Source organism: Pseudomonas sp. RIT-PI-r (assembly GCF_001297015.1).
GTDB lineage: Bacteria > Pseudomonadota > Gammaproteobacteria > Pseudomonadales > Pseudomonadaceae > Aquipseudomonas.
This window is the reverse complement of record NZ_LIGE01000013.1, coordinates 58,723-84,891: the sequence shown is the minus strand read 5'-3', so window position 1 is coordinate 84,891 and position 26,169 is coordinate 58,723. Positions and strand designations below refer to the sequence as shown.

The window sequence follows — 26,169 nt, the reverse complement described above, 5'->3', positions numbered from 1 at the left end:
ATTCGCTGGCAAGCCAGCTCCCACAAGGTCTTGCGCTATCTTTGGGTTAGCGCAAAAACCTGTGGGAGCTGGCTTGCCAGCGATGGCCTACTGGAAGGCGCCTCTGCCTTCGGCGTTACGCACCGAGACCTGATCATTCAGCGTCCAGAAGTCATACAGCACGCCAAGAAAGAACAACCCGCCCGTCAGCAGATAAATCAGTCCGCTGATCCATTTCCCCTGATACATCCGGTGCACGCCCAATGCTCCAAGGAACGTCAGCAGAATCCACGCCACGTTGTATTCGATCGGCCCTGCGGTAAAACGCAGATCCGCCTCGCGATCCATCGCCGGGATCAGGAACAGGTCGATCAACCAGCCAATCCCCAGCAGACCGAAGGTGAAGAACCAGATCGTCCCGGTCACTGGCTTGCCGTAATAGAAGCGGTGAGCGCCGGTAAAACCGAAAATCCACAGCAGATAGCCGATGACTTTGCTGTGTGTATCTTGCGGCTGTGCAATTTGTTGATAGCGGTTCATGAAGACCTCGATTCACACGATAGATAAATATTCTTGAATTCTTTGTGACTTTTTTACAGGTAGCCGACGTACGGCAAATGTTACCGTTGCTACCGTCAAAGCCTTATAGCACCTGACTTCTGTCCGACAATTGCGTCCATTTGCCGCTTATTTGGTTCCGTTGGCTGCCAACTGAATCGACCAACGGACTCGGAATGAAAAAAAACTCTGTTATAAAGTTGCGCGCTATCACTGAAGAGCCACGCCTAATGCGACCATTTTTCAAGACATGGCTGACCATCTGCCTATTAATGCCACTGGCCGCCCACGCCACCAATCGTGAGCAACGTCTTCCTAACGTTAACGGCTTTACTCCTAAATCCCATGCTTCGGCTCCTTCGAGCAAAAGCAGCAAAAGCAAAACCACCACGCTGAGCAGCAAGAGCCACAGCAAGCTGGTGCCACCGATGGCGAGCAAGGAAAGCAGCAACGTGCTGAGCCGTGCGGTAAACGTCCTCGGTACGCCTTATCGTTGGGGCGGCAGCAGCCCAAGTAAAGGCTTCGATTGCAGCGGTCTGGTGAAATACGCGTTCAACGACGCCACGTTCGACCTGCCACGCACCTCGAATGCCATGGCCAGCGGCCACGGCGAGAAAGTCGAGCGCAAGGATCTGAAGCCGGGCGACCTGATTTTCTTCAACATCAAGAGCCGTCGGGTCAACCACGTTGCCATCTACCTGGGCAACGACCGCTTCATCCACGCACCGCGTCGTGGCAAAGCGGTGAGCATCGACACGCTGAACAAGCCGTACTGGCAGCAGCACTACGTGGTGGCCAAGCGTGTGTTGCCGAAAGAACAGAGCCAGATGCGCGTGGTTCAGCGCTAACACCAACCGATCGTTCCCACGCTCCGCGTGGGAATGCCTCAATGGACGCTCCGCGTCCGCTTCGGCAGGGACGCAGAGCGTCCCGGGCTGCATTCCCACGCAGAGCGTGGGAACGATCACTCCCTCAGAAATTATCCGGTGTACGCGCCTTCTCCCGCGCATGCTCGCGGCTGATCAAGCCCTTGGTCACCAGATCCTTCAGGCACATGTCCAGTGTCTGCATCCCCAACGACCCACCGGTCTGAATTGCCGAATACATCTGCGCGACCTTGTCCTCACGGATCAGGTTACGGATCGCCGACGTCCCCAGCATGATCTCGTGGGCCGCCACCCGCCCGCCGCCGATCTTCTTGATCAGCGTCTGCGAGACTACCGCCAGTAGCGACTCCGACAGCATCGAACGCACCATCGACTTCTCGTCTCCGGGGAACACGTCCACCACACGGTCGATGGTTTTCGCCGCTGAGGTGGTGTGCAGCGTGCCGAACACCAGATGCCCGGTTTCCGCAGCGGTCAACGCCAGGCGAATGGTTTCCAGGTCACGCATCTCGCCGACCAGGATCACATCCGGGTCTTCACGTAGCGCCGAGCGCAAAGCGGTGGCGAAACTGCGGGTATCACGATGGACTTCACGTTGATTGATCAGGCATTTGCGCGATTCGTGAACGAATTCGATCGGGTCTTCAATGGTGAGGATGTGGTGATGCCGGTGGGTATTGAGGTAATCGATCATCGCCGCCAGCGTGGTCGACTTGCCCGAACCGGTCGGCCCAGTGACCAGCACCAGCCCGCGCGGGGCGTCGGTGATCTTGCGAAAGACATCGCCCATGCCGAGGTCGTCCATGCTCAGCACTTTCGACGGAATGGTCCGAAACACCGCGCCGGCACCACGATTCTGGTTGAAGGCATTGACCCGAAAACGCGCGACACCGGGGACTTCGAAAGAAAAGTCGGTTTCCAGATGTTTCTCGAAGTCGACCCGCTGGGTGTCGTTCATGATGTCGTAGATCAATTCGTGCACTTGCTTGTGATCCAGCGCCGGCAGATTGATCCGCCGCACATCGCCATCGACACGGATCATCGGCGGCAGACCGGCCGACAGGTGCAGGTCGGAAGCTCCCTGTTTGGCGCTGAAGGCCAGCAGTTCAGTGATATCCATAGCGCTCCTCAATTCCAGTAGAATGCCGCGAACCTTCAGACCGCCGGCGCCTCTTGATGTCCACGATAGCAGACAACATTCTTCAGGTTGGTTCGCGCATCCAGGCAGCAGCCAACGCTGCGAACCGCGACGAAAACAGCATTCAGTTGCTCGCCGTGAGCAAAACCAAACCCGCCGAGGCGTTGCGCGAAGCGTATACCGCCGGCCTGCGTGACTTTGGCGAGAACTACCTGCAGGAAGCCCTGGGCAAACAGCTCGAACTGGCCGACCTGCCCTTGATCTGGCACTTCATCGGCCCCATTCAATCGAACAAGACTCGGGCGATTGCCGAGCATTTCGACTGGGTGCACTCCGTGGATCGCCTGAAAATCGCTCAACGCTTGTCCGAACAGCGCCCGGCTGAACTGCCGCCGCTGAACATCTGCATTCAGGTCAATGTCAGCGGTGAAGCCAGTAAATCCGGCTGCACTCCGGCTGACTTGCCGGCATTGGCGGAAGCCATCAGCGCCCTGCCCCGGCTGAAACTGCGCGGGCTGATGGCAATTCCCGAGCCAACAGAAGATCGCGCCGAGCAGGACGCGGCCTTCGCCGCCGTGCAGAAATTGCAGGCGAGCCTCGATCTGCCGCTCGACACACTGTCCATGGGCATGAGCCACGACCTCGAGTCGGCCATTGCCCAAGGCGCCACTTGGGTGCGTATCGGTACCGCCCTGTTTGGCGCCCGTGATTATTCCCAGTCTTGAACCATTCCAGATAAGGACCACACATGAGCAACACACGTATTGCGTTTATCGGTGCGGGCAACATGGCGGCCAGTCTGATTGGCGGCCTCCGTGCCAAGGGGTTGGAAGCCGGGCAGATCCGTGCCAGCGACCCCGGTGAAGAAACCCGCACCAAAGTCAGCGCCGAACACGGCATCGAAACCTTTGCCGATAACGCCCAGGCCATCGACGGCGTCGATGTCATCGTACTGGCGGTCAAGCCGCAGGCGATGAAAGCCGTGTGCGAGGCGATTCGCCCGAGCCTGAAACCGAACCAACTGGTGGTGTCGATTGCTGCCGGCATCACTTGCGCAAGCATGACCGCGTGGCTCGGCGAACAGCCGATCGTGCGCTGCATGCCGAACACCCCGGCGCTGCTGCGTCAGGGTGTCAGCGGTTTGTATGCGACCAGCGAAGTGACCGCCGAACAACGTCAGCAAGCCGAAGAGCTGCTGTCCGCCGTGGGCATCGCTCTGTGGCTGAATGAAGAACAGCAACTGGACGCGGTCACTGCGGTTTCCGGTTCCGGCCCGGCGTACTTCTTCCTGCTGATCGAAGCCATGACCGCTGCCGGCGTCAAACTCGGCCTGCCGAAGGACATCGCTGAACAACTGACTCTGCAGACCGCCTTGGGCGCCGCACACATGGCGGTTTCCAGCGATGTCGACGCCGCCGAACTGCGCCGTCGCGTGACTTCGCCAAACGGCACAACCGAAGCCGCGATCAAATCATTCCAGGCCAATGGCTTTGAAGCCCTGGTCGAAACCGCACTCGGCGCCGCCGCGCACCGCTCGGCCGAAATGGCCGAACAACTGGGCAAATAAGGAGCCTTACATGATTGGATTGAACACTGCAGCGGTTTACGTGCTGCAAACCCTCGGCAGTCTGTATTTGCTGATCGTGCTGCTGCGCTTCGTTCTGCAACTGGTACGGGCGAACTTCTACAACCCGCTGTGCCAGTTCATCGTCAAAGCCACCCAGCCGCTGCTCAAGCCACTGCGCCGGATCATCCCGAGCCTGTTCGGCCTCGACATGTCGTCGCTGGTCTTGGCGATTCTGGTGCAACTGGCGCTGATGGCGCTGACCCTGCTGCTGACTTACGGCACCACCGGTAACCCGCTGCAACTGGTGATCTGGTCGCTGATCGGGGTGACCGCGCTGTTCCTGAAGATCTTCTTCTTCGCCCTGATCATCAGCGTGATCCTCTCGTGGGTCGCGCCGGGCAGCCACAATCCGGGTGCTGAGCTGGTTAATCAGATCTGCGAACCGGCATTGGCGCCGTTCCGCAAAATCCTGCCGAATCTCGGCGGTCTGGATCTGTCGCCGATCTTCGCCTTCCTGGCGCTGAAGCTGATCGACATGCTGGTGATCAACAATCTGGCGGCGATGACGATGATGCCGGAAATCCTCCGTCTGCTGATGTGAGCTGGTTTCGATGGGACGGTGACGACTTGATCCTCGAGTGTCACCTGCAACCGGCAGCCCGCAGCGATGACTTCGCCGGGCTGCACGGCGATCGTCTGAAGATTCGCCTGACTGCGCGGCCGGTCGAGGGCAAGGCCAATGCTTACCTGATGGGCTTTCTGGCCAAGGCATTTGGCGTTTCGAAGAGCCAGGTCAGTTTGCTCAGTGGTGAGTTGAACCGGCAGAAGCGGGTGAAGATCTGCTCGCCGAAGAAGTTGCCGGATTTGCCGGGGTTGGTTGGGCGCTTGTCTTGAGTTTTGCGGCGTCTGTGCCCCTCACCCCAGCCCTCTCCCCCTGGAGAGGGAGCCGATCCAGGGTGTTTTCGGAACCTGAGTTCAGCCCGGATAGATCAGGTCGGCGTAACTCAAAAGAACACCTCGGTCGGTCCCCTCTACCTCTGGGAGAGGGCTAGGGTGAGGGCCGCTTGCCGCTAACCCCCCCGGTCTTTAGACTTACGCCTCATTTCAACGAGAGCAGGGTCGATGCCAACTGCCTTTCCCCCCGATTCTGTTGGTCTGGTGACGCCGCAAACCGCGCACTTCAGCGAACCGCTAGCGCTGGCCTGTGGCCGTTCGCTGGCCGCCTATGACCTGATCTACGAAACCTACGGCACGCTGAACGCGCAAGCGAGCAACGCCGTACTGATTTGCCACGCCTTGTCCGGTCACCACCACGCCGCTGGCTATCACAGCGTCGACGACCGTAAACCCGGTTGGTGGGACAGCTGCATCGGCCCCGGCAAACCGATCGACACCAACAAGTTCTTCGTGGTCAGCCTGAATAATCTGGGCGGCTGCAACGGCTCCACCGGCCCGAGCAGCATCAACCCGGAGACCGGCAAACCGTTCGGTGCCGACTTCCCGGTGCTGACCGTGGAAGACTGGGTGCACAGCCAGGCTCGCCTCGCTGATCTGCTCGGCATCGGCCAGTGGGCGGCGGTGATCGGCGGTAGCCTGGGCGGCATGCAGGCGTTGCAATGGACCATCACTTACCCGGATCGCGTGCGGCACTGCCTGGCCATCGCCTCGGCACCGAAGCTGTCGGCGCAGAACATCGCCTTCAACGAAGTCGCCCGCCAGGCGATCCTGACTGACCCTGAGTTCCACGGCGGTTCGTTCCAGGAAGCCGGCGTGATCCCCAAGCGCGGTTTGATGCTCGCACGCATGGTCGGCCACATCACTTACCTGTCCGACGATTCCATGGGCGAGAAATTCGGCCGTGGTCTGAAGAGCGAGAAGCTCAACTACGACTTCCACAGTGTCGAATTCCAGGTCGAAAGCTACCTGCGTTATCAGGGCGAAGAGTTCTCCGGACGCTTCGACGCCAACACCTATCTGTTGATGACCAAGGCGCTGGACTACTTCGATCCGGCGGCGAACTTCGACGATAACCTGGCAAAAACCTTCGAAAACGCCACGGCCAAATTCTGCGTGATGTCGTTCACCACCGACTGGCGCTTCTCCCCGGCCCGCTCGCGGGAGCTGGTGGATGCGTTGATGGCGGCGCGCAAGGACGTCAGCTATCTGGAGATCGATGCGCCGCAGGGCCACGACGCCTTCCTGATTCCGATCCCGCGCTACTTGCAGGCGTTCGGCAATTACATGAACCGCATCACGTTGTGAGAAAGCCATGAGAGCTGATCTGGAAATCATCCAGGAATGGATCCCCGCCGGCAGCCGCGTCCTCGACTTGGGCTGCGGTAACGGCGAGCTGCTGACCTGGTTGCGCGACAACAAGAACGTCACCGGTTATGGCCTGGAAAACGACGCCGACAACATCGCCGAGTGCGTGGCCAAAGGCGTCAACGTTATCGAGCAGGATCTGGACAAGGGGTTGGGCAACTTCGCCAGCAACAGTTTCGACATCGTCGTCATGACCCAGGCCCTGCAAGCCGTGCACTACCCGGACAAGATCCTAGACGAAATGCTCCGGGTCGGTCGCCAATGCATCATCACCTTCCCGAACTTCGGTCACTGGCGCTGCCGCTGGTACCTGGCGAGCAAGGGCCGCATGCCGGTCTCCGAGTTTCTGCCGTACACCTGGTACAACACGCCGAACATCCACTTCTGCACCTTCGAAGACTTTGAAGAACTTTGCCGCGAACGTGATGCAAAGGTCATTGATCGGCTTGCCGTGGATCAACAGCACCGCCACGGGTGGGCCAGTAAGCTATGGCCTAATCTGTTAGGTGAGATCGGTATCTACCGCGTCAGCAGCCCGCAGCTTGCAGACCACAAAGTCGCGGTCTGAATCCCGTCATTTCGAGGAGACGATCATGGGTCGTTTAGCGTTGTTGTTATTGACTGCCTGCCTGAGCGCCAGCGCTCTGGCGGCCGACGTCATCAAGGGCGAACGCAAGGAAACCTTTGGCGACGTGACGGTGCACTACAACACTTTCAACTCGACGTTCCTGCAACCGGACATCGCCAAGGCCGCGGAGCTGATCCGCAGCAAGCATCAGGGCGTGATCAATGTCTCGGTAATCAAGGACGGCAAACCGTTGATCGCCAACGTCACCGGCACGGTCAAAGACCTGACCAGCAACAGCGTGCCGCTGAATTTCCGCCAGATCACCGAACAGGGCGCGATCTACTACATCGCCCAGTATCCGGTGGAACAGCAGGAAACCCGCACCTTTGAAATCAAGGTGCAGAACGGCGACAAGATCAACACCATCAATTTCAACCAAGAACTCTTTCCCGGCGAATGATGAACCTCAAGCAGCTCGTACTGGCCAGCCATAACGCCGGCAAACTCAAAGAACTCCAGGCCATGCTCGGCGAATCGGTGCAACTGCGCTCGATTGGCGAGTGGAGCAAGGTCGAGCCGGAAGAAACCGGCTTGTCGTTCGTCGAGAACGCGATCCTCAAGGCGCGCAATGCCGCACGCATTTCCGGTTTGCCGGCGCTGGCCGATGACTCCGGTCTGGCGGTGGATTTCCTCGGCGGTGCGCCGGGCATCTATTCGGCGCGCTATGCCGATGGCAAAGGCGATGCGGCGAACAACGCGAAACTGCTCGATGCCTTGAAAGACGTCCCGGAAGCAGAGCGCGGCGCGCAGTTCGTCTGCGTATTGGCGCTGGTGCGCCACGCCGATGATCCGCTGCCAATCCTCTGCGAAGGCCTGTGGCACGGACGGATTCTGACCGCTGCCAGCGGCGAGCACGGTTTCGGTTATGACCCGCTGTTCTGGGTGCCGGAGCGCGACGTGTCCAGCGCTGAACTGAGCCCGGCCGACAAGAACCAGATCAGCCACCGCGCCCGAGCAATGGATCTGCTGCGCCAGCGTCTGGGCCTGAAATGACCCGTGCCTCTTCTGCGTCGTCGCTGATTGTCGGCGGCGCCGCTTCTTCGCCTCGGGCACCGCTGCCAACGCTACCGCCCCTGGCGCTGTACATCCACATCCCGTGGTGTGTGCGCAAATGCCCGTATTGCGATTTCAACTCGCACACCGCAAGCCCGGTGTTGCCGGAGCAGGAATACGTCGACGCCTTGCTGGCCGATCTCGATCAGGATCTGCACGCTGTTTACGGCCGCGAAATCAGCTCGATCTTCTTTGGTGGCGGCACGCCGAGCCTGTTCAGCGCCGAAGCCCTTGGGCGTTTACTCGAAGGCGTCGAGCAGCGCATTCCGTTTGCCGGTGACATCGAAATCACCCTGGAAGCCAATCCGGGCACCTTCGAGCAGGAGAAGTTCGTCGCGTACCGCAAGCTGGGTATCAATCGCCTGTCGATCGGTATCCAGAGCTTCCAGCAGGAAAAACTCAAGGCGCTGGGGCGGATTCACAACGGTGACGAAGCGGTACGTGCGGCCGGCATGGCGCGGCAGGCCGGGTTCGATAACTTCAACCTCGACTTGATGCACGGTTTGCCCGATCAATCGCTGGACGATGCCTTGAGCGATCTGCGTCAGGCCATCGCGCTAAATCCGACGCACATCTCCTGGTATCAGCTGACACTGGAACCGAACACCGTGTTCTGGAACCAGCCGCCAGTGCTGCCGGAGGACGATACGCTGTGGGACATTCAGGAAGCCGGGCAGGCGCTGCTGGCCGAGCACGGTTACGCGCAATACGAAGTGTCGGCTTATGCCCTGGCAGGGCGCCCGGCGCGGCATAACCTCAATTACTGGAGTTTTGGCGACTTCATCGGCATTGGCGCCGGTGCGCATGGCAAGCTGAGCCATCCGGACGGACGCATCGTGCGTACCTGGAAGACCCGTTTGCCGAAGGACTATCTCAACCCGGCAAAAAGCTTTCAGGCTGGCGAAAAAGCGCTGAGCAATGACGAGATGCCGTTCGAGTTTCTGATGAACGCTTTGCGCCTGACCGCAGGCGTCGAATCGCGCCTGTATCCGCAGCGCACTGGCCTGTCACTGGAAAGCCTCGCCGAGGGCCGGGCAGCGGCAGAACAAAGCGGTCTGTTGCAGGTCGAACCGTCACGTCTGGCGGCCACCGAGCGCGGACAGCTGTTCCTCAACGATTTGCTGCAACAATTTCTGAACTGATTTCAGTGCTAAGGGAAAACGCATGGATTTGATACTCGACCTGCTCGCCACCGTCTCCCGCTGGAGCCGCAGCAACCTCTCGGAAATCGCCCTGGCGCTGGTCGGCTGCCTGCTGGTGCTGTTCGGCGCTGACTTCAAAGGCTGGGTCGAGCAACGTCTGGGCAGCATCGCCGGCGCCTTGCGCGTACCGCTGATGTCGCTGCTGTGCGTGATCGGCAGCGGCGCGGCGCTGATCTATGCCACGCCTTGGGTGGTCAAGGGTTTGAGCCAGTTCAACAACTACAGCCTGGCGCCGGTGCTGCTGGTGGTGCTGGTGCTGATCGGCGTGGTTGCTGATCGCCGCTGACTTGCCAGCCGATTGAGCGTTCCTACGCTTCGCGTGGGAACGATCAGATCAAAAGATCGCAGCGTGCCGCAGCTCCTACAGCGCGTGGTTCTTCCTTTTTTACTGTTAGTCAGGGACGTTCATGAGTAAAAAAACGCTGGACGAAACAAGCAAGTTTCTCAGCTTCGTGTTGCGTCACGAGCCTCAAGCGATTGGTCTTACGCTGGATTCGGATGGCTGGGCAGATATCGACGCACTGATTAATGGCGCTGCGCGTGACGGTCGTAACCTCGATCGCGATTTGATTGAAACGGTGGTGGCAAGTAGCGACAAAAAGCGTTTTGCCATTTCTACTGACGGCTTGTGCATCCGCGCTGTTCAGGGCCACTCGACGAAGACTGTCGAGTTGCAGTTCGACGAGAAACCCCCACCGCAAACGCTGTATCACGGCACCGCGACGCGTTTTCTCGATTCGATCAATGAACAAGGTTTGATCCCTGGATCACGCCATCACGTGCATCTTTCGGAAGAGATCGCCACTGCCACTTCCGTAGGTCAACGCTACGGCAGCGTAGTGGTGCTCGCAGTCGCCACGCAGCAGATGCTGGAAGAAGGCTTCAAGTTCTATCAGGCCGAAAATGGCGTCTGGTTGACAGAGCAGGTGCCCGCTCGATTTCTTGCGCCCTTGTAATCTCCTAATACACAAACAACTGTGAGAGCGAACCTGCTCGCGAAGGCGTCTTAACATCCAACAACATCGTTGATTGTCAGACCGCTTTCGCGAGCAGGCTCGCTCCCACTATTGGGCCTTGGTTCAATGATTCTTCGATAAGCGGCTCTGCGCCTGAAGGATCGCCTTGAGGCCAACGGAATCCTTGCAGCCCAGCGCTATCGCTTTATCAAAGTGTTCGATATTGCCGCTGTCGCGCATATCGCTGCCGTTCACACGAGTCAACGCGAGTATGTAGTAGGCCTCAGCCCGAAACTGGTCTTCGGACAATACCAAGCCAGCTGCGCGGGCGCGCATGGCGGCCATCGGCCCGACCTTGCCGGCAGGCGCCCCGTGTTCTTCGAAACACAGCGAACGTTTGGCCTGCAACGGATAGTCGTCAGCATGCGTATCAGGCTTGAGCAGCAACTGCTCGAGAGACTGCAAGAATTTCAAATGATCAGGATTTTGCGCATCAAATCGTTCATACGCTTTGTCGCACAAATGGTAATAGCCCACCGCAGCCGCTAACAATCCATCATCCATGGCCTGCTGATAAAGACCACAGGTCTGTAAGCGCGTCTGCTCGGAAAACATCGGGTTGTCCTGCAGGCTGGCCAGAACATAGGTGGCCAGCGTGTGCCCGCCGCCCGACGCATGCTTGAGGTTGTCCACAAGAGCCTCGAGATCACCTTCGGCAACGCGCAACTGTTCAGGGGTGTATTGCACGCTTTCCCCGGCGGCCTCACGCTTGATCCGGTCATTGGCGTCGCGCTCGATCTTTGCCGCCGTTCTCTGCGCACTCGCGAAGTATTCCTCGGGGCTGACTACCCGTTCGCACGCTGCGCAACAAATGAGACCCAGAACCAGCGTGCAGGCAAAAATGGCTTTCAAGATTTGTCGTCCTTTACAAATGGGGGCCTCGAGCTTTCGGCGGATCATAGCCAAACTTGAGCAAACTCCAGAAACAACTGTAGGAGCTGCGGCACGCTGCGATCTTTTGATCTTGAAAATCAGGATCAAAAGATCGCAGCGTGCCGCAGCTCCTACAGGGGGTATTGCCTAGGACTCAGGACTGTTTTTCGAACTTCAGATCCCACACGCCATGGCCAAGACGTTCGCCGCGGCGTTCGAACTTGGTGATCGGGCGTTCGGCCGGGCGCGGTACGCACTTGCCGTCTTCGGCGAGGTTGCGGTAGCCCGGGGCGACGTTCATCACTTCCAGCATGTATTCGGCGTACGGTTCCCAGTCGGTGGCCATGTGCAGAATGCCGCCGACCTTCAACTTGCTGCGCACCAGTTCAGCGAACGAGGCCTGAACGATACGACGCTTGTGGTGACGGCTCTTGTGCCACGGGTCCGGGAAAAACAGCATCAGGCGATCGAGGCTGTTGTCGGCGATGCAGCGGTTGAGCACTTCGATCGCGTCGCAATCGTAGACCCGCAGGTTGGTCAGGCCCTGAGTCAGCACGCCATTGAGCAGCGCGCCAACACCCGGACGGTGCACCTCCACGCCGATGAAATCCTGCTCCGGTGCCGCCGCGGCCATTTCCAGCAGCGAGTGGCCCATGCCGAAACCGATCTCCAGCGAGCGCGGTGCCGAACGGCCGAACACTTGATCGTAATCCACCGGCGCGTCGGCCAGCGGCAGCACGTACAGCGGCGCGCCCTGATCCAGACCGCGTTGCTGGCCTTCGGTCATGCGCCCGGCGCGCATCACGAAACTCTTGATGCGGCGGTGTTGGCGCTCGTCGCCTTCTTCCGTCTGGATAGGCGTGTCGTTCGATTCAGTCATCAATGGCTCTTACTTGATCAGACCATCCAGCGGCGAAGAGGCGCTGGCATAGAGTTTTTTCGGCATACGGCCAGCGAGGTAGGCCAGACGGCCTGCAACGATGGCGTGTTTCATGGCTTCAGCCATCATCACCGGCTGCTGGGCGTGGGCGATGGCCGAGTTCATCAGCACCGCATCGCAACCCAGTTCCATGGCGATGGTCGCGTCGGAGGCTGTACCGACACCGGCATCGACCAGCACAGGAATCTTGGCTTCTTCGAGGATGATCTGCAGGTTGTACGGATTGCAGATCCCTAGGCCGGAACCGATCAGGCCGGCCAGCGGCATCACTGCGATGCAGCCGATTTCCGCCAGTTGCCGGGCGATGATCGGGTCATCGCTGGTGTAGACCATCACGTCGAAACCTTCTTTGACCAGCGTTTCGGCGGCCTTGAGGGTTTCGATGACGTTCGGGAACAGGGTCTTCTGGTCAGCCAGTACTTCCAGCTTCACCAGGTTGTGGCCGTCGAGCAGCTCACGGGCCAGGCGGCAGGTGCGCACGGCTTCGATGGCGTCGTAGCAACCGGCGGTGTTCGGCAGGAAGGTGTAGCGCTCCGGCGACAGCACATCGAGCAGGTTCGGCTCGCCCTCGATCTGGCCCAGGTTGGTGCGGCGCACGGCGAAGGTGACGATCTCGGCACCCGAGGCTTCGATGGCCTGACGGGTTTCTTCCATGTCACGGTACTTGCCGGTACCAACCAGCAAACGCGACTGGTAAGTACGACCGGCCAGAACAAAAGGCTTGTCGCTACGAACGATGCTCATGGGGAATCCTCTTTAGGGGTGAGGGTCTTGCAGAATTCTGTGCCCGTACGGGCCGCCCGGTCAGCCGCCGCCGATGGCGTGCACGACTTCGACGTTGTCGCCGTCGTTGAGCGTGGTGACGGCATGCTGGCTGCGCGGGACGATATCCAGATTGAGTTCGACTGCCACTCGACGTCCGGTCAGTTCCAGACGAGTGATCAGGGCCGCAACGGTCTCGCCGTCGGGCAGTTCAAGGGATTCGCCGTTCAACTGAATGCGCATGCGCAACGCCGCCATCATTTTTAGGGGCAGGCATTCTAGCCCGATCATGACCTAAAGGTCAGCACCAAGCGTCAAGCGGTTGGTTGCAAGCGCCAGGCGGCCAGCCCGAGGCAAACCCAACCGGCCAGAAACGCCAGGCCACCGAACGGGGTGATGATGCCAAGCTTGCTGATACCGGTCATGGTCAGCACGTACAGGCTGCCGGAGAACAGCAGGATGCCGGCGGCGAACGACACGCCAGCCCAAGCAACCAGTCGCCCTTGTATCTGCGTGGCCAACAGCGCCACACCGAACAGTGCCAGGGTGTGCACCAATTGATAGGTAACGCCGGTGTGGAAAATCGCCAGATACTCCGGCGTCAGGCGGTTTTTCAGACCATGGGCAGCGAATGCGCCCAAAGCGACTCCGGTGAAACCGAAAAAAGCGGCCAGCATCAAAAAGCCACGCAGCATGGGGAACTCCAGTCAGACTCGATCGGCAGGGTCTGTATAATGGCCCGCTCCACGGGTTCGGCCAAGCCATCTCTATGCTGCGTACTATTTTCCGTCGTCTCACGAAGGCCCTGCTCTGGTTCGCGGGCGGCAGCGTATTGCTGGTGCTGGTGTTTCGCTTCGTGCCGCCGCCGGGCACGGCGCTGATGGTCGAGCGCAAGGTCGAATCCTGGGTCGATGGCGAGCCGATTGATCTGCAGCGAACCTGGAAGCCGTGGGACGAGATCTCCGATGATCTCAAGGTAGCGGTGATGGCTGGCGAGGATCAGAAATTTCCTGAGCACTGGGGTTTTGACTTCAGTGCGATCCAGGCAGCGCTGGCCCACAACGAACTCGGCGGTTCAATTCGCGGCGCCAGCACCTTGAGTCAGCAAGTGTCGAAGAACCTGTTTCTCTGGGCCGGTCGCAGTTATTTGCGTAAAGGTCTGGAGGCGTGGTTTACCGCGCTGATCGAAGTGTTCTGGCCCAAGCAGCGGATTCTCGAGGTGTACCTGAACAGCGTCGAGTGGGATGACGGGGTGTTTGGTGCCGAGGCTGCGGCCCGCCATCACTTTGGCGTGAGCGCGAAGTCGCTGTCCCGGCAGCAGGCGAGTTATCTGGCTGCCGTACTGCCAAACCCACGCGTCTGGAGTGCCAGCCATCCGACCGCTTATGTGTCGCGTCGGGCCGGGTGGATTCGGCAGCAGATGAGTCAGTTGGGTGGGGATAGTTATTTGCTGGGGCTCAATGATTCTCGGCGGGCGCCTTGGTCTCGATGACACCGAGGAGTTAAATGTAGGAGTGAGCCTGCTCGCGATAGCGGTACATCAGTGACGGCAATGCTGACTGTCACACCGCTATCGCGAGAAGGCTTACTCCTACATTGGTTTGTGGCGAAGCAGAAATGAAAACGCCCCGATCATCGCTGATCGGGGCGTTTTTTGTTGCCTGCTCGCCGGTTAGGCGGCGATCGACAACTTGAGCTTGTTCATCGCGCTCTTCTCGAGCTGACGGATCCGCTCGGCCGACACGTTGTACTTCTGCGCCAGGTCGTGCAGCGTGGCTTTCTCTTCTGCCAGCCAGCGCTGGTAGAGGATGTCGCGGCTGCGTTCGTCCAGCACTTCCAGTGCTTCGTGCAGGTTGCTGTTGGAGTTGTCGCTCCAGTCGGCATCTTCCAGTTGACGCGCCGGGTCGTACCGGTGGTCTTCCAGGTAATTGGCCGGCGACTGGAAAGCGCTGTCGTCGTCGGCTTCAGCAGCCGGGTCGAAGGCCATATCATGGCCGGTCAGGCGACTTTCCATCTCGCGCACTTCCCGCGGCTCGACGCCGAGGCTTTCCGCCACACGGTGGACTTCCTCGTTGTTCAGCCACGCCAGACGTTTCTTCTGGCTGCGCAGGTTGAAGAACAGCTTGCGCTGGGCCTTGGTGGTCGCGACTTTCACAATGCGCCAGTTGCGCAGGATGAACTCGTGAATTTCCGCCTTGATCCAGTGCACGGCGAACGACACCAGACGCACACCCATTTCCGGGTTGAAGCGCTTAACGGCCTTCATCAGGCCGACGTTACCTTCCTGGATCAGGTCAGCCTGAGCCAGACCGTAGCCGGAATAGCTACGGGCAATGTGTACGACAAAACGCAGGTGGGCGAGCACCATCTGCCGAGCCGCCCCCAAATCCTGCTCATAGTAGAGACTCTCGGCCAGTTCACGCTCCTGCTCCGGCGTCAGCAATGGAATGCTGTTGACGGTGTGCACGTAAGCTTCCAGGTTCGCACCCGGAACCAACGCATACGCAGGTTGCAAAGAATTGGTCATACGAAAAAACCTCCCACTTACATACTCGTGCTTCTCAGCACTGCGAAAAATTGACCGGGAACTCAGATACAAGTTCCCAAAAAACCGCGAGGTCAATCACGCGCAAAAAAGATTCTACTTCGGCGCCAGCTCCCTGAGATGGCGTGCGACTGCAATCCATGCACCGATATAACCCAACAGCACCGCGCCAAGCAAGAGCGACAGACCGTCGGCAACTGGCACTCCGGCCAGCGCGAAATCACTGCCGTACAAGCCGGCCAGCCCAACCACCGCGTCGTTCAGCCAGTTCAGGCCGAACGCCAACACACCCCAGGACAACAGTCCCGCACCGAAGCCATACAACGCCCCCATATAAAGGAAGGGACGTCGCACATAGCTGTCAGTGCCGCCGACGAGTTTAATCACTTCTATCTCGGTGCGGCGGTTTTCAATATGAAGACGAATGGTATTGCCTATCACCAAAAGTAATGCAGAAACCAAAAGCACCGTCAAACCGAAGACAAAACGATCGCCGAGCTTGAGGATGGCGGCCAGACGCTCGACCCAGACTAGATCAAGTTGCGCCTGTTGTACCTTGGGCAGCTCGGAAAGTTTTTGTCTTAATGCTTCCAGGGTCGGCTTGTCGACTTCGTTCGGGGTGACCAGCACCACGCCCGGCAACGGGTTCTCCGGCAGCTCGCGCAGGGCTTCACCCAGCCCGGACTGCTGCTGGAACTCTTCCAGCGCCTGATCGCGGCCGACATATTCAGCATCAGCTACACCGGGCATGCCCTTGATCTGCTCACGCAACGATTCGCCCTGCTGCGGGCTGGCGTCGAGTTGCAGGTACAGCGAGATCTGCGCCGCTCGCTGCCACGAACCGCCGAGACGCTCGACGTTGTTGAGCAACAGCGAAAGCCCCATCGGCAGGCTCAACGCCACCGCCATCACCATGCACGTGAAGAAGCTGCCGATCGGCTGCTTGCCGAGACGACGCAGGCTGTCGAGCAGACTGGCGCGATGGCTTTCGATCCACGCACGAAACAGTGTGGCGAAATCCGGGCCATCGTCATCGTCGTGCTTTTTCTTCTTCGGCGGCTGCGGGTCGGCGGCTTTCGGGGCCACGCGTTCGGAAACCTTGGGACTGCGTGTCGCACTCATACCCCGGCCTCCCCGTCGCCGATCAATCGGCCACGTTGCAGGGTGAGCATACGGTGGCGCATGCGCGCGATCAGCGCCAGGTCGTGACTGGCGATCAGCACGCTGGTGCCCAGCCGATTGATATCTTCGAACACGCCCATGATTTCCGCCGCCAGACGCGGGTCGAGGTTACCGGTCGGTTCGTCCGCCAACAGCAAGGCCGGGCGGTGAACGATGGCGCGGGCAATGCCGACACGCTGTTGTTGACCGGTGGACAGATCGCCCGGGTACAGATCGGTTTTATCCGACAGCGCCACGCGCTCCAGCGCCGAATCGACACGTTTGGCGATTTCGGCCTTGGACAGCCCGAGAATCTGCAGCGGCAAGGCGACGTTGTTGAACACGGTGCGATCGAACAGTAACTGGTGATTCTGGAACACCACGCCGATCTGCCGGCGCAGGAACGGAATCTGCGCGTTGCTGATGGTGCTCAGGTCTTGCCCGGCCAGCAGCAGTTTGCCGCTGGTCGGACGCTCCATTGCCAGCAACAGGCGCAACAAGGTGGATTTACCGGCACCGGAGTGGCCGGTGACAAACAAGAACTCGCCACGACGGACTCGAAAGCTCAGCTCATGCAAGCCGACGTGACCGTTCGGGTAGCGTTTACCGACCTGTTCGAAACGAATCATGAACGCTCCCGCTCGGCAAACAGTGCCTGGACAAAGGGTTCGGCTTCAAAGGTACGCAAGTCGTCGATGCCTTCACCGACGCCGATGTAGCGGATCGGCAAGCCGAACTGCTTGGCCAGGGCGAAGATCACCCCGCCCTTGGCGGTACCGTCGAGCTTGGTCAGCGCCAGACCGGTCAGTTCGACGGTCTGGTTGAATTGCTTGGCCTGGTTGATGGCGTTCTGGCCAGTACCCGCGTCGAGCACCAGCAGCACTTCGTGCGGCGCGTCGGCGTCGAGCTTGCCGATCACCCGGCGAACCTTTTTCAGCTCTTCCATCAGGTTGTCTTTGGTGTGCAGACGACCGGCGGTGTCGGCAATCAATACGTCGATGCCACGGGCCTTGGCCGCCTGCACGGCGTCGAAGATCACCGAAGCCGAGTCGGCGCCGGTGTGCTGGGCGATCACCGGAATCTTGTTGCGCTCACCCCAGACCTGCAACTGCTCAACAGCTGCGGCGCGGAAAGTGTCACCGGCGGCGAGCATGACTTTCTTGCCTTCCAGTTGCAGTTTCTTCGCCAGTTTGCCGATGGTGGTGGTTTTGCCAGCGCCGTTGACGCCGACCACCAGAATCACGAACGGTTTGTTCTGCGAAGCGATTTTCAGCGGCTGTTCGACCGGTTTGAGCATCGCGGCCAATTCGGCCTGCAGGGATTTGTACAGTGCGTCGGCGTCGGCCAGCTCTTTGCGGGCGACCTTCTGGGTCAGGCGCTGGATGATCTGCGTAGTGGCTTCGACACCAACGTCGGCGGTGAGCAGACGGGTTTCGAGGTCATCGAGCAGATCGTCGTCGATGGTTTTGCGGCCGAGAAACAGGCTGGCCATGCCCTCGCCGATGCTGGCGCTGGTTTTCGACAGGCCTTGCTTGAGACGGGCGAAGAAGCCGGCTTTGGTTTCTTCGGTGCGCGGGGCTTCGATGGAGGCTTCGGCAACCACTTCGACCGGCACGACTGGAGCGGCAACTACGGGAGCAGGTGCAGGTGCCGGTGCCGGCTCGGGCTGTTGCACGACTGGAGCAACAGGAGCAACAACGACCGGAGCAACAGGCTCAGGCGCAATAATTTCAGGAGCAGCTTCAGCCACAACGGTCGCAGGCTCGATGATCGGCTCAACCACTGGCGCCGGCGCCACTTCAGGCACAAACGCAGCAGGCGCAGGGATCACTGGCGTAACGTGCGGCGCAGCCTCTTCACCCAACGCCACCGGCTCTTCCGCCACAGGCAAGGTCAGCCACGGCTCGACCGCCGGGGTCAACGGCAATTCTGCAGCCACTGGCGCTTCCGGCTCTGGTTCCGGCTCAACCGGTTGCAGCACCGGTTCGGCAATCGGCAGAACGATCGGTGCCGGCTCTTCTTCTATAACCGGAGCAGGTTCCGGCGCAGGCACAGGAATCGCGGGCGGCTGTTCGACGACGGGTTCCTGCGGTTTCTTACGCAGCCATCCGAACAGGCTTTTCTTCTCGCCAGCCGCAGCTGGGGTCTTCTTGTCGTCGTTGGAACCAAACATGGAGGACGGCTATCTCACGGTAGCGACGCGCCATAAGGGCGCCCCGGCAAATAAATATTCGATGCAGAACAGACTGTGTTTCATCCAGCTTGTTCACGCGCAACATTTTGTCGAGGCGCCAGAGGCACCTCAAAGGTCGATTAATACGAAGGACTGGAACGGCATCTTCGGCGAAAACGCAGAGTTTAGCTGACAAACTCAAAGCTTATGCCGGGAACCCATACAACCTATCGACCGATCAGTGGCTTGATAGGCGTGGCCGCCAGTAAAACGGATCAGTATCCTAGCACCCTCTCGCCCGCCGACGCTAAGACCAAGCGGGCAGCCCAACAGGTTAAAAAACGAATGAATGCTCTAGCCCGCCGCGCTGCAGGCCTGCTGCTCAGCACAGTCTGCCTGCCCCTTTCGGCCCTGGCGGCCGACCCGCAACCGACCCACGAATTTACCCTCGACAACGGCCTCAAGGTCGTCGTGCGCGAAGACCATCGCGCGCCAGTGGTGGTCTCGCAGGTCTGGTACAAGGTCGGCTCCAGCTACGAAACTCCGGGCCAGACCGGTCTGTCCCACGCGCTCGAGCACATGATGTTCAAGGGCAGCGAGAAAGTCGGTCCCGGCGAAGCCTCGTTGATCCTGCGTGATCTGGGCGCAGAAGAGAACGCCTTCACCAGCGACGACTTCACTGCTTATTACCAGGTGCTGGCCCGCGACCGTCTGGGCGTGGCGTTTGAACTGGAAGCCGACCGCATGGCCAATCTGCGTCTGCCGGCCGACGAGTTCGCCAAGGAAATCGAAGTCATCAAGGAAGAGCGCCGCTTGCGCACTGATGACAAGCCGATGTCCAAGGCTTACGAGCGCTACAAGGCCATGGCCTATCCGGCCAGCGGCTACCACACGCCGACCATCGGCTGGATGGCTGACCTCGACCGCATGAAGGTCGAAGAGCTGCGCCACTGGTATCAATCCTGGTATGTGCCGAACAACGCCACACTGGTGGTGGTCGGCGACGTCACCCCGGACGAAGTCAAAACCCTCGCCCAACGCTACTTCGGCCCGATCGCCAAGCGCGACGTGCCGCCGGCAAAAAAACCACTGGAATTGGCTGAACCGGGCGAACGCCAGATCACCCTGCATGTGCAGACGCAATTGCCTAGCCTGATGCTCGGTTTCAACGTACCAAGCATTGCCACGGCTGAAGACAAACGCTCGGTCAACGCCCTGCGCCTGATCTCGGCACTGCTCGACGGCGGTTACAGCGGTCGCATTCCGACGCAACTGGAGCGCGGCGAAGAGCTGGTCTCCGGCGGTTCGTCGAACTACGACGCCTACACCCGTGGCGACAGCCTGTTCACCTTGTCGGCAACCCCGAACACGCAGAAGAAAAAGACCATGGCGCAAGCCGAGGCCGGTCTGTGGAAACTGCTCGAACAGCTGAAAACCACCGCGCCGTCCGCCGAAGAACTGGAGCGCGTGCGTGCGCAAGTAATTGCCGGTCTGGTCTTCGAACGCGATTCGATCACCAGCCAGGCCACGGCGATTGGTCAACTGGAAACCGTCGGCCTGTCGTGGAAACTGATGGACACCGAACTCGCCGATCTGGAAAGCGTGACCCCGCAAGACATCCAGAACGCCGCCAAGCTGTATTTCACCCGAGAACGTCTCAGCGTCGCCCACGTCCTGCCACTGGAGACGACTCATGAGTGAGCGCAAATCCCCACGCCTGATGCTGCTCGGCCTGATCGCCATTGCGGTGATCGGCTCGACGGCTTTCTATCTGTCGCCAAGTGCTGACAGCAAAGCCAGTGAAGCCCTCGACAACGCCAAGTCCAGCCAGAAGCTGCAATCACTCACCGAACTCGACGGCAAAGCCCCGGCCAGCCGCAAGCTCGACGTGCAGACCTGGAGCACCGCCGAAGGCGCCAAAGTGCTGTTCGTCGAAGCCCACGAACTGCCGATGTTCGACATGCGCCTGATCTTCGCCGCCGGCAGCAGCCAGGACGGCAGCGCCTCGGGCCTGGCGGTGCTGACCAATGCGATGCTCAACGAAGGTGTTGCCGGCAAAGACGTCGGCGCCATCGCGCAGGGCTTTGAAGGTCTCGGTGCGGATTTCGGCAACGGTGCTTTCAAGGACATGGCGCTGGCTTCGTTGCGCAGCCTGAGTGCTGCCGACAAACGCGAACCGGCCTTGAAGCTGTTCTCGGAAGTCATCGGCAAACCGACCTTCCCCGCCGACTCCTTCGCACGCATCAAGAACCAGATGCTCGCCGGATTCGAATACCAGAAACAGAACCCCGGCAAACTCGCCAGCCTTGAGCTGATGAAGCGTCTGTACGGCGATCACCCGTACGCGCATTCCAGCGACGGTAATCCGCAGAGCGTACCGAAGATCACCCTCGCGCAATTGCGTGAATTCCACGCCAAGGCCTACGCGGCCGGCAACGCGGTGATCGCGCTGGTCGGCGATCTGTCGCGCGCGGAAGCCGAGGCAATTGCCAATCAGGTCTCCTCGGCCCTGCCGAAAGGGCCGGCGTTGGCGAAGATCGCTCAGCCGCAGGAACCGAAGGCCAGCGTTAATCACATCGAGTTTCCGTCGAAGCAGACCAACCTGATGCTCGCGCAACTCGGTATCGACCGTGACGATCCGGATTACGCGGCGCTGTCGATGGGCAACCAGATCCTCGGTGGCGGCGGTTTCGGCACGCGCCTGATGAGCGAAGTGCGCGAGAAGCGCGGCCTGACCTATGGCGTGTACTCGGCGTTCAGCCCGATGCAGGCCCGTGGCCCGTTCATGATCAATCTGCAGACCCGTGCGGAAATGAGCGAAGGCACCCTGAAACTGGTGCAGGACGTACTCGCCGACTACCTGAAAACCGGGCCGACGCAGAAAGAACTCGACGACGCCAAGCGCGAACTGGCCGGCAGCTTCCCGCTGTCGACCGCAAGCAATGCCGATATCGTCGGCCAACTCGGGGCGATGGGCTTCTATAATCTGCCGCTGAGCTACCTGGACGACTTCATGCGTCAGTCGCAAAGCCTGACCGTGGAACAAGTTCGCGACGCCCTGAACAAACACCTGAGCACGGACAAAATGGTCATCGTCACCGCGGGTCCAACCGTGCCGCAAAAGCCGTTACCGGCCCCATCTGATAAACCTGCCGAGCAACCGCTCGGGGTTCCGGAGCATTAATGGCAACTCGTTCTCCTAAAAAACCTGCGCACAACGTTCACAACGGTGTGAACCAGTTGCGCATCATTGGCGGCCAATGGCGCAGCCGCAAGCTGAGCTTCCCCGACGCACCGGGCCTGCGCCCGACGCCGGATCGCGTGCGTGAAACCTTGTTCAACTGGCTCGCGCCGTACGTTGAAGGGGCCAAGGTGCTCGACCCGTTCGCCGGCAGCGGCGCGCTGTTTCTCGAAGCGTTGTCCCGTGGCGCGGCCATGGGCCAGGCGCTGGATGCCAGCATCATTGCCGTCTCCAGCCTGAAAGAACACCTCGGCACCCTGCGCTGCACCAACGGTCAGGTACAGACCGCCGATGCGCTGCGTTATCTGGAAACCCAGACCGCAACACCGTTCGACCTGGTGTTCCTCGACCCGCCGTTCAACCAGAACCTGCTGCCGGCCGTGTGCACCTTGCTTGAAGAGCGTCAGTGGCTGGCGCCGGATTCTTGGATCTACACTGAAAGCGAGACGGCACCCTCGATTCTCGGCCTGCCGGGCAACTGGCGCTTGCACCGTGAGCAGAAATCCGGGCGAGTGCACTACGCCTTGTGGCAACGTATGGCAGAGATCGCCGGTTAACCGACCGGCCTGAACAAGCGGCGCGCTTCACCAGAGGCGCCGCCGCGCTGCATCGAGAATCATCGTGCCCCCTCCTTCAGAACGCTTCACTCCCGCCCTCGGCCTCGGCAATCCACACCTGCAAACCTTGTGGGGACCGCTGTGGCGCAAAACCGTGCATATCGAACGCGAGCGCGAACGCTTGTGGCTTGAGGACGGCGACTTCCTCGACCTCGACTGGCATGGCCCGCACACGGCTGACGCGCCGCTGGTGCTGGTGCTGCATGGACTGACCGGCTCCTCCAACTCGCCTTATGTAGCGGGTATCCAGAGGGCCTTGGCCGATCAAGGCTGGGCCAGTGTCGCGCTGAACTGGCGCGGCTGCTCGGGCGAGCCGAATCTGCTGCCACGCAGCTATCACTCCGGCGCCAGCGAAGACCTCGCCGAGGCCATCAAACACCTGCGTGCGAAACGACCCTTGGCGCCGTTGTATGCCGTCGGTTACTCCTTGGGCGGCAATGTGTTGCTCAAGCATCTGGGCGAAACCGGCAGCGCCAGTGGTGTGCTCGGCGCGGTGGCGGTGTCAGTGCCGTTTCGTCTGGATCAATGCGCCGACCGCATCGGCCAGGGGTTTTCCAGGGTTTATCAGGCGCACTTCATGCGCGAGATGGTCGCGTACATCAAAAACAAGCAACGGCAGTTTCAGCATGATGGTCGCGAGGATGGCCTGGCGGCGTTGGCAGCGCTCGGCTCACTGGAGAACATGCGCACGTTCTGGGATTTCGATGGCCGCGTGACCGCGCCGCTGCACGGTTTTAACGATGCCGAGGATTACTACCGGCGTGCGTCGAGCCGCTATTTCCTCGGCGAGATCCGCACGCCGACCCTGATCATTCAGGCGGCGGACGATCCGTTCGTGTTCCCGCACAGCTTGCCTGCGGAAAACGAACTGTCGGCGTCGACCGCCTTTGAATTGCAGGCACGCGGCGGACACGTTGGATTCGTCGACGGCTCAGTGCGCCAGCCAGGCTACTACCTCGAACGCCGTATCCCGCAATGGCTGGCCAGCGTGCCCGCATGAGCGATCAGGGCGAATCGATCCGATTCTGGCAATCGGCGCCGCTGCCCGGCGTCGAACTGTTGTCGGCGCGCTATATCGAACAGCGCTTCGCCCCGCATGTGCATGACGGTTTTGTGATCGGCATGATCATGGCAGGCGCTCAGCGTTATCGCTACCGCGGCGCCGAGCATCTGGCGGGCAGCGGGACGCTGGTGCTGATCAACCCGGACGAGTTGCACACCGGGCACAAGGGCACCGACGACGGTTGGCTGTATCGAGCCTTCTACCCGGATACCGGCAAGATTGTTTCGTTGCTGGATGAACTTGAACTGTCCACGACAAGTTTGCCGGCATTCGGCGCCACGCTGTATCGCGACCCCGATCTGGTCAGCGGATTTGCACAATTGCACCGGTTGCTCGAAAGCCCTGCCACCGCGCTGCAACAGCAAACGGTGTGGCGCGAGATGATGTTGTTGCTGTTGCAGCGCCACGCGGCGGTGCGAGAAATCGGTAACCCCGGCAAGGAGCACCGCGCGGTGCTGATCGCCAAGGATCTGCTGCACACGCACTTGGCAGCGCCGCCGTCGCTGGAGGAGCTGGCCGCAGCGGTCAACCTGTCACCGTTCCATTTCGCCCGGGTGTTCCGCCGCGCGACTGGTATGCCGCCACACACTTGGTTGGTGCAGCAACGCATCGCTAAGGCGCGGGCACTGTTGCAGAGTGGTTGCTTGCCGCTGGAAGTCGCGACGCAGCTGGGGTTTGCCGATCAAAGCCACTTGAGCCGACAGTTCAAGCAGGCTTACGGCGTCGGGCCCGCCGCGTATCGCAGCGCCCGGATGGAAAGCTAAAAGATCGCAGCCTTCGGCAGCTCCTACAGGGAAATGCATTCCAATGTAGGAGCTGCCGAAGGCTGCGATCTTTTTGATCTTATTCGCCGGTGGCGATGCCGCGAGCCGGCTCGTTGATCCATTCGCTCCACGATCCGGCATACAACGAAGCCAACGGATAACCGGCCAGGCACAACGCAAACAGGTTGTGACAGGCCGTCACCCCAGAGCCGCAATACGCAACCAGATCCGCTGGCGAACGTTCGCCGATCTTCGCGGCGAAACGCTGCTTGAGCTGATCGGCTGACAGGAATCGTCCATCACTGGCGAGGTTGTCAGTGAACGCCGCGCACTGTGCACCCGGAATATGCCCGGCCACCGGATCGATCGGTTCAACTTCACCCTTGAAGCGCGGCAAGGCCCGAGCATCGATCAACGTCAGCGCCGGCTGCCCGAGGCGCTTTTGCAATTTCTCGGCGCTGATCAACAAGCTCATGTCCGGCTGACCACTGAAGTTGCCACGGCTCACCGTCGGCGCATCCAGGCTCAGCGGCAAACCCGCCGCGTGCCAAGCCTTGAGTCCACCATCGAGAATGAACACGCCGTCACGTTTGCCCAGCCACGCCAGCAACCACCACGCCCGCGCCGCGTAGGCACCGGGTCCGTCGTCATACAGAACCACGTCGCTGTCATTGTCGATTCCCCAAGCCTGTAAACGCTCGATCAACGCCGCCGGCTCGGGCAGCGGATGCCGCCCGGTCACGCCCTTGACCACTGTGCCGCTGAGATCGCGCTCAAGATCGGCGAAGCTCGCACCGGCAATGTGCCCTTCGGCATAGCTGCGTTGCCCGTAATCCGGGTCTTCGAGGGCGAAACGACAATCGAGAATCACCAGCCCCGACTGTTCCTTGCGGGCATCCAGCGTTTGCGGGCTGATCAGTTGCGCAATCGGCATAACGGGCTCCTGTGGAGTTTCAACAGAACGGTTTATTTCACGTCTTCGAGGGCCTGGGCCAGCGGTACGTAAAACTCATCAAACAATGCGTTGACCTGTTCACGCGCCTCGTCAGTGACGAACCCGGCTTCGAGGACCAATACCTGATACACGCCACGTTTAACAGCTTGCTCGCTGAGGTGGTTGGAGTTTTCACGGGTGGTGCACAGAAAGCGCACCCATGACGTCAGGATGATCCACGCGTTGAGGGTCAGGGATTCGATCTGCACGCGATCCATCTTGAGGATTCCGGCGGCGACAAAGCCTTCGTAGATGGCGGCGCCTTGAATCACGCAGCGCTGGGAAAAGCGCCGGTAACGCGCAGCCAGTTCCGGATCGCTGTCGAGCAAATGTTCAAGGTCACGGTGCAGAAAGCGGTAACCCCACATCGCCGACAGCAGCTCCTTGAGATAGAAACGCTTGTCTTCAACCGTCGCGGCACGCCCCTGCGGCGGGCGCAGAAAGCTATCCACCAAGGCTTCGTACTCACTGAACAGCACGGCGATGATCGCCTGCTTGTTGGGGAAGTGGTAGTACAGGTTGCCCGGAGAAATCTCCATATGGGCGGCAATGTGGTTGGTGCTGATGCTGCGCTCGCCCTGCTGATTGAACAGCTCGAGGCTGTTCTGCACGATGCGCTCGCTGGTTTTTATTCGTGGGGCCATGGCTTGAGCTTTAATTCAGAGTGCGATGAGGGGCATCTTACG

31 protein-coding genes are annotated in these 26,169 nt (G+C 60.2%); 18 read left to right on the top strand and 13 right to left on the bottom strand.

The genetic code is table 11. The features are described from left to right. Nucleotides 1-87 precede the first annotated feature (87 nt). On the bottom strand, nt 88-501 hold the full coding sequence (locus AK821_RS03130; RefSeq protein ID WP_161806643.1) for an NINE protein: 414 nt from the start codon (nt 499-501) through the stop codon (nt 88-90). 266 nt (nt 502-767) lie between these two features. Here AK821_RS03130 and AK821_RS03125 point away from each other — a divergent pair, with 266 nt between their 5' ends. After that, nucleotides 768-1,385, top strand: coding sequence for a C40 family peptidase (locus AK821_RS03125; RefSeq protein WP_016985978.1), 618 nt, complete (start codon nt 768-770; stop codon nt 1,383-1,385). Between the two features lie 124 nt (nt 1,386-1,509). Here AK821_RS03125 and AK821_RS03120 read toward each other — a convergent pair whose 3' ends face one another. After that, nucleotides 1,510-2,544: a type IV pilus twitching motility protein PilT gene (locus AK821_RS03120; protein WP_064388080.1), complete on the bottom strand. Its 1,035-nt coding sequence runs from the start codon at nt 2,542-2,544 to the stop codon at nt 1,510-1,512. Nucleotides 2,545-2,600: 56 nt separating this feature from the next. Here AK821_RS03120 and AK821_RS03115 point away from each other — a divergent pair, with 56 nt between their 5' ends. From AK821_RS03115 to AK821_RS03065, 11 genes are all read left to right on the top strand, one after another. Continuing rightward, nucleotides 2,601-3,287, top strand: a complete 687-nt coding sequence (locus AK821_RS03115; RefSeq protein WP_064388079.1) for a YggS family pyridoxal phosphate-dependent enzyme — start codon at nt 2,601-2,603, stop codon at nt 3,285-3,287. Between the two features lie 23 nt (nt 3,288-3,310). After that, nucleotides 3,311-4,129, top strand: a complete 819-nt coding sequence (gene proC, locus AK821_RS03110; protein WP_064388078.1) for a pyrroline-5-carboxylate reductase — start codon at nt 3,311-3,313, stop codon at nt 4,127-4,129. Between the two features lie 10 nt (nt 4,130-4,139). Further along, a complete protein-coding gene (locus tag AK821_RS03105; RefSeq protein ID WP_064388077.1) occupies nt 4,140-4,730 on the top strand; it encodes a YggT family protein in 591 nt (196 codons plus the stop codon). Continuing rightward, nucleotides 4,727-5,023: a DUF167 domain-containing protein gene (locus AK821_RS03100; protein WP_064388076.1), complete on the top strand. Its 297-nt coding sequence runs from the start codon at nt 4,727-4,729 to the stop codon at nt 5,021-5,023. The genes AK821_RS03105 and AK821_RS03100 overlap by 4 nt, the downstream gene beginning before the upstream one ends. A gap of 228 nt (nt 5,024-5,251) precedes the next feature. Further along, the gene (gene metX / locus AK821_RS03095; RefSeq protein WP_007913641.1) at nt 5,252-6,391 is read left to right on the top strand and encodes a homoserine O-succinyltransferase MetX; all 1,140 of its coding nucleotides are present in this window, start codon (nt 5,252-5,254) and stop codon (nt 6,389-6,391) included. Between the two features lie 7 nt (nt 6,392-6,398). After that, on the top strand, nt 6,399-7,019 hold the full coding sequence (metW, locus tag AK821_RS03090; protein ID WP_064388075.1) for a methionine biosynthesis protein MetW: 621 nt from the start codon (nt 6,399-6,401) through the stop codon (nt 7,017-7,019). Nucleotides 7,020-7,044: 25 nt separating this feature from the next. Continuing rightward, complete coding sequence (locus AK821_RS03085; RefSeq protein ID WP_064388074.1) at nt 7,045-7,479, top strand: DUF4426 domain-containing protein; 435 nt, start codon at nt 7,045-7,047, stop codon at nt 7,477-7,479. After that, the gene (gene rdgB / locus AK821_RS03080; protein ID WP_064388073.1) at nt 7,476-8,072 is read left to right on the top strand and encodes an RdgB/HAM1 family non-canonical purine NTP pyrophosphatase; all 597 of its coding nucleotides are present in this window, start codon (nt 7,476-7,478) and stop codon (nt 8,070-8,072) included. The genes AK821_RS03085 and rdgB overlap by 4 nt, the downstream gene beginning before the upstream one ends. Beyond that, on the top strand, nt 8,069-9,274 hold the full coding sequence (hemW, locus tag AK821_RS03075) for a radical SAM family heme chaperone HemW (RefSeq protein WP_064388072.1): 1,206 nt from the start codon (nt 8,069-8,071) through the stop codon (nt 9,272-9,274). Before rdgB ends, hemW begins: the two co-directional genes overlap by 4 nt. Before the next feature lie 22 nt (nt 9,275-9,296). Further along, entirely contained in the window at nt 9,297-9,620 is a 324-nt protein-coding gene (locus AK821_RS03070) for a DUF3392 domain-containing protein (RefSeq protein ID WP_064116274.1), read from the top strand. A gap of 121 nt (nt 9,621-9,741) precedes the next feature. After that, entirely contained in the window at nt 9,742-10,290 is a 549-nt protein-coding gene (locus tag AK821_RS03065) for an RNA 2'-phosphotransferase (RefSeq protein ID WP_064388071.1), read from the top strand. Nucleotides 10,291-10,413: 123 nt separating this feature from the next. On the opposite strand, the gene AK821_RS03060 is transcribed toward AK821_RS03065, so the two are convergent. The 5 genes from AK821_RS03060 to AK821_RS03040 form a co-directional block, all read right to left on the bottom strand. Continuing rightward, the gene (locus AK821_RS03060) at nt 10,414-11,202 is read right to left on the bottom strand and encodes a hypothetical protein (RefSeq protein ID WP_064388070.1); all 789 of its coding nucleotides are present in this window, start codon (nt 11,200-11,202) and stop codon (nt 10,414-10,416) included. Nucleotides 11,203-11,377: 175 nt separating this feature from the next. Next, nucleotides 11,378-12,103: a tRNA (guanosine(46)-N7)-methyltransferase TrmB gene (gene trmB / locus AK821_RS03055; protein WP_064388069.1), complete on the bottom strand. Its 726-nt coding sequence runs from the start codon at nt 12,101-12,103 to the stop codon at nt 11,378-11,380. 9 nt (nt 12,104-12,112) lie between these two features. After that, complete coding sequence (locus AK821_RS03050) at nt 12,113-12,907, bottom strand: thiazole synthase (protein ID WP_007913621.1); 795 nt, start codon at nt 12,905-12,907, stop codon at nt 12,113-12,115. Nucleotides 12,908-12,967: 60 nt separating this feature from the next. After that, nucleotides 12,968-13,168, bottom strand: coding sequence for a sulfur carrier protein ThiS (gene thiS, locus AK821_RS03045; RefSeq protein WP_161806642.1), 201 nt, complete (start codon nt 13,166-13,168; stop codon nt 12,968-12,970). A gap of 71 nt (nt 13,169-13,239) precedes the next feature. After that, nucleotides 13,240-13,620 carry a DUF423 domain-containing protein gene (locus tag AK821_RS03040; protein WP_064388068.1) on the bottom strand — a complete coding sequence of 127 codons (381 nt, stop codon included), beginning with the start codon at nt 13,618-13,620 and terminating at the stop codon, nt 13,240-13,242. A 74-nt stretch (nt 13,621-13,694) separates the two neighbouring features. Between AK821_RS03040 and mtgA the strand changes: the two genes are divergently transcribed. Further along, the gene (gene mtgA, locus AK821_RS03035) at nt 13,695-14,417 is read left to right on the top strand and encodes a monofunctional biosynthetic peptidoglycan transglycosylase (RefSeq protein WP_007913618.1); all 723 of its coding nucleotides are present in this window, start codon (nt 13,695-13,697) and stop codon (nt 14,415-14,417) included. A 180-nt stretch (nt 14,418-14,597) separates the two neighbouring features. On the opposite strand, the gene rpoH is transcribed toward mtgA, so the two are convergent. The 4 genes from rpoH to ftsY all read right to left on the bottom strand — a co-directional run bounded on the left by rpoH (nt 14,598) and on the right by ftsY (nt 18,804). Continuing rightward, nucleotides 14,598-15,452: an RNA polymerase sigma factor RpoH gene (gene rpoH, locus AK821_RS03030; RefSeq protein WP_007913617.1), complete on the bottom strand. Its 855-nt coding sequence runs from the start codon at nt 15,450-15,452 to the stop codon at nt 14,598-14,600. Nucleotides 15,453-15,566: 114 nt separating this feature from the next. After that, nucleotides 15,567-16,592, bottom strand: coding sequence for a permease-like cell division protein FtsX (gene ftsX / locus AK821_RS03025; protein WP_064388067.1), 1,026 nt, complete (start codon nt 16,590-16,592; stop codon nt 15,567-15,569). Further along, a complete protein-coding gene (gene ftsE / locus AK821_RS03020; RefSeq protein WP_003229148.1) occupies nt 16,589-17,260 on the bottom strand; it encodes a cell division ATP-binding protein FtsE in 672 nt (223 codons plus the stop codon). The genes ftsX and ftsE overlap by 4 nt, the downstream gene beginning before the upstream one ends. Then, on the bottom strand, nt 17,257-18,804 hold the full coding sequence (ftsY, locus tag AK821_RS03015; protein ID WP_064388066.1) for a signal recognition particle-docking protein FtsY: 1,548 nt from the start codon (nt 18,802-18,804) through the stop codon (nt 17,257-17,259). Before ftsY ends, ftsE begins: the two co-directional genes overlap by 4 nt. A 345-nt stretch (nt 18,805-19,149) precedes the next feature. On the opposite strand from ftsY, the gene AK821_RS03005 reads away from it, so the two are divergent. The 5 genes from AK821_RS03005 to AK821_RS02985 all read left to right on the top strand — a co-directional run bounded on the left by AK821_RS03005 (nt 19,150) and on the right by AK821_RS02985 (nt 24,489). Further along, complete coding sequence (locus tag AK821_RS03005; RefSeq protein ID WP_008077830.1) at nt 19,150-20,505, top strand: M16 family metallopeptidase; 1,356 nt, start codon at nt 19,150-19,152, stop codon at nt 20,503-20,505. After that, on the top strand, nt 20,498-21,988 hold the full coding sequence (locus AK821_RS03000) for a M16 family metallopeptidase (RefSeq protein ID WP_064388065.1): 1,491 nt from the start codon (nt 20,498-20,500) through the stop codon (nt 21,986-21,988). The genes AK821_RS03005 and AK821_RS03000 overlap by 8 nt, the downstream gene beginning before the upstream one ends. Further along, nucleotides 21,988-22,602, top strand: coding sequence for a 16S rRNA (guanine(966)-N(2))-methyltransferase RsmD (rsmD, locus tag AK821_RS02995; protein WP_064388064.1), 615 nt, complete (start codon nt 21,988-21,990; stop codon nt 22,600-22,602). The genes AK821_RS03000 and rsmD overlap by 1 nt, the downstream gene beginning before the upstream one ends. 64 nt (nt 22,603-22,666) lie before the next feature. After that, nucleotides 22,667-23,662 carry a hydrolase gene (locus AK821_RS02990; RefSeq protein ID WP_064388063.1) on the top strand — a complete coding sequence of 332 codons (996 nt, stop codon included), beginning with the start codon at nt 22,667-22,669 and terminating at the stop codon, nt 23,660-23,662. Then, a complete protein-coding gene (locus AK821_RS02985) occupies nt 23,659-24,489 on the top strand; it encodes an AraC family transcriptional regulator (RefSeq protein WP_064388228.1) in 831 nt (276 codons plus the stop codon). Before AK821_RS02990 ends, AK821_RS02985 begins: the two co-directional genes overlap by 4 nt. Before the next feature lie 79 nt (nt 24,490-24,568). Here AK821_RS02985 and AK821_RS02980 read toward each other — a convergent pair whose 3' ends face one another. Together AK821_RS02980 and AK821_RS02975 are read right to left on the bottom strand one after the other, a co-directional pair. Continuing rightward, a complete protein-coding gene (locus AK821_RS02980) occupies nt 24,569-25,423 on the bottom strand; it encodes a sulfurtransferase (protein ID WP_064388062.1) in 855 nt (284 codons plus the stop codon). 32 nt (nt 25,424-25,455) lie between these two features. Continuing rightward, nucleotides 25,456-26,127, bottom strand: coding sequence for a TetR/AcrR family transcriptional regulator (locus AK821_RS02975; protein ID WP_064388061.1), 672 nt, complete (start codon nt 26,125-26,127; stop codon nt 25,456-25,458). Nucleotides 26,128-26,169 lie beyond the last annotated feature (42 nt).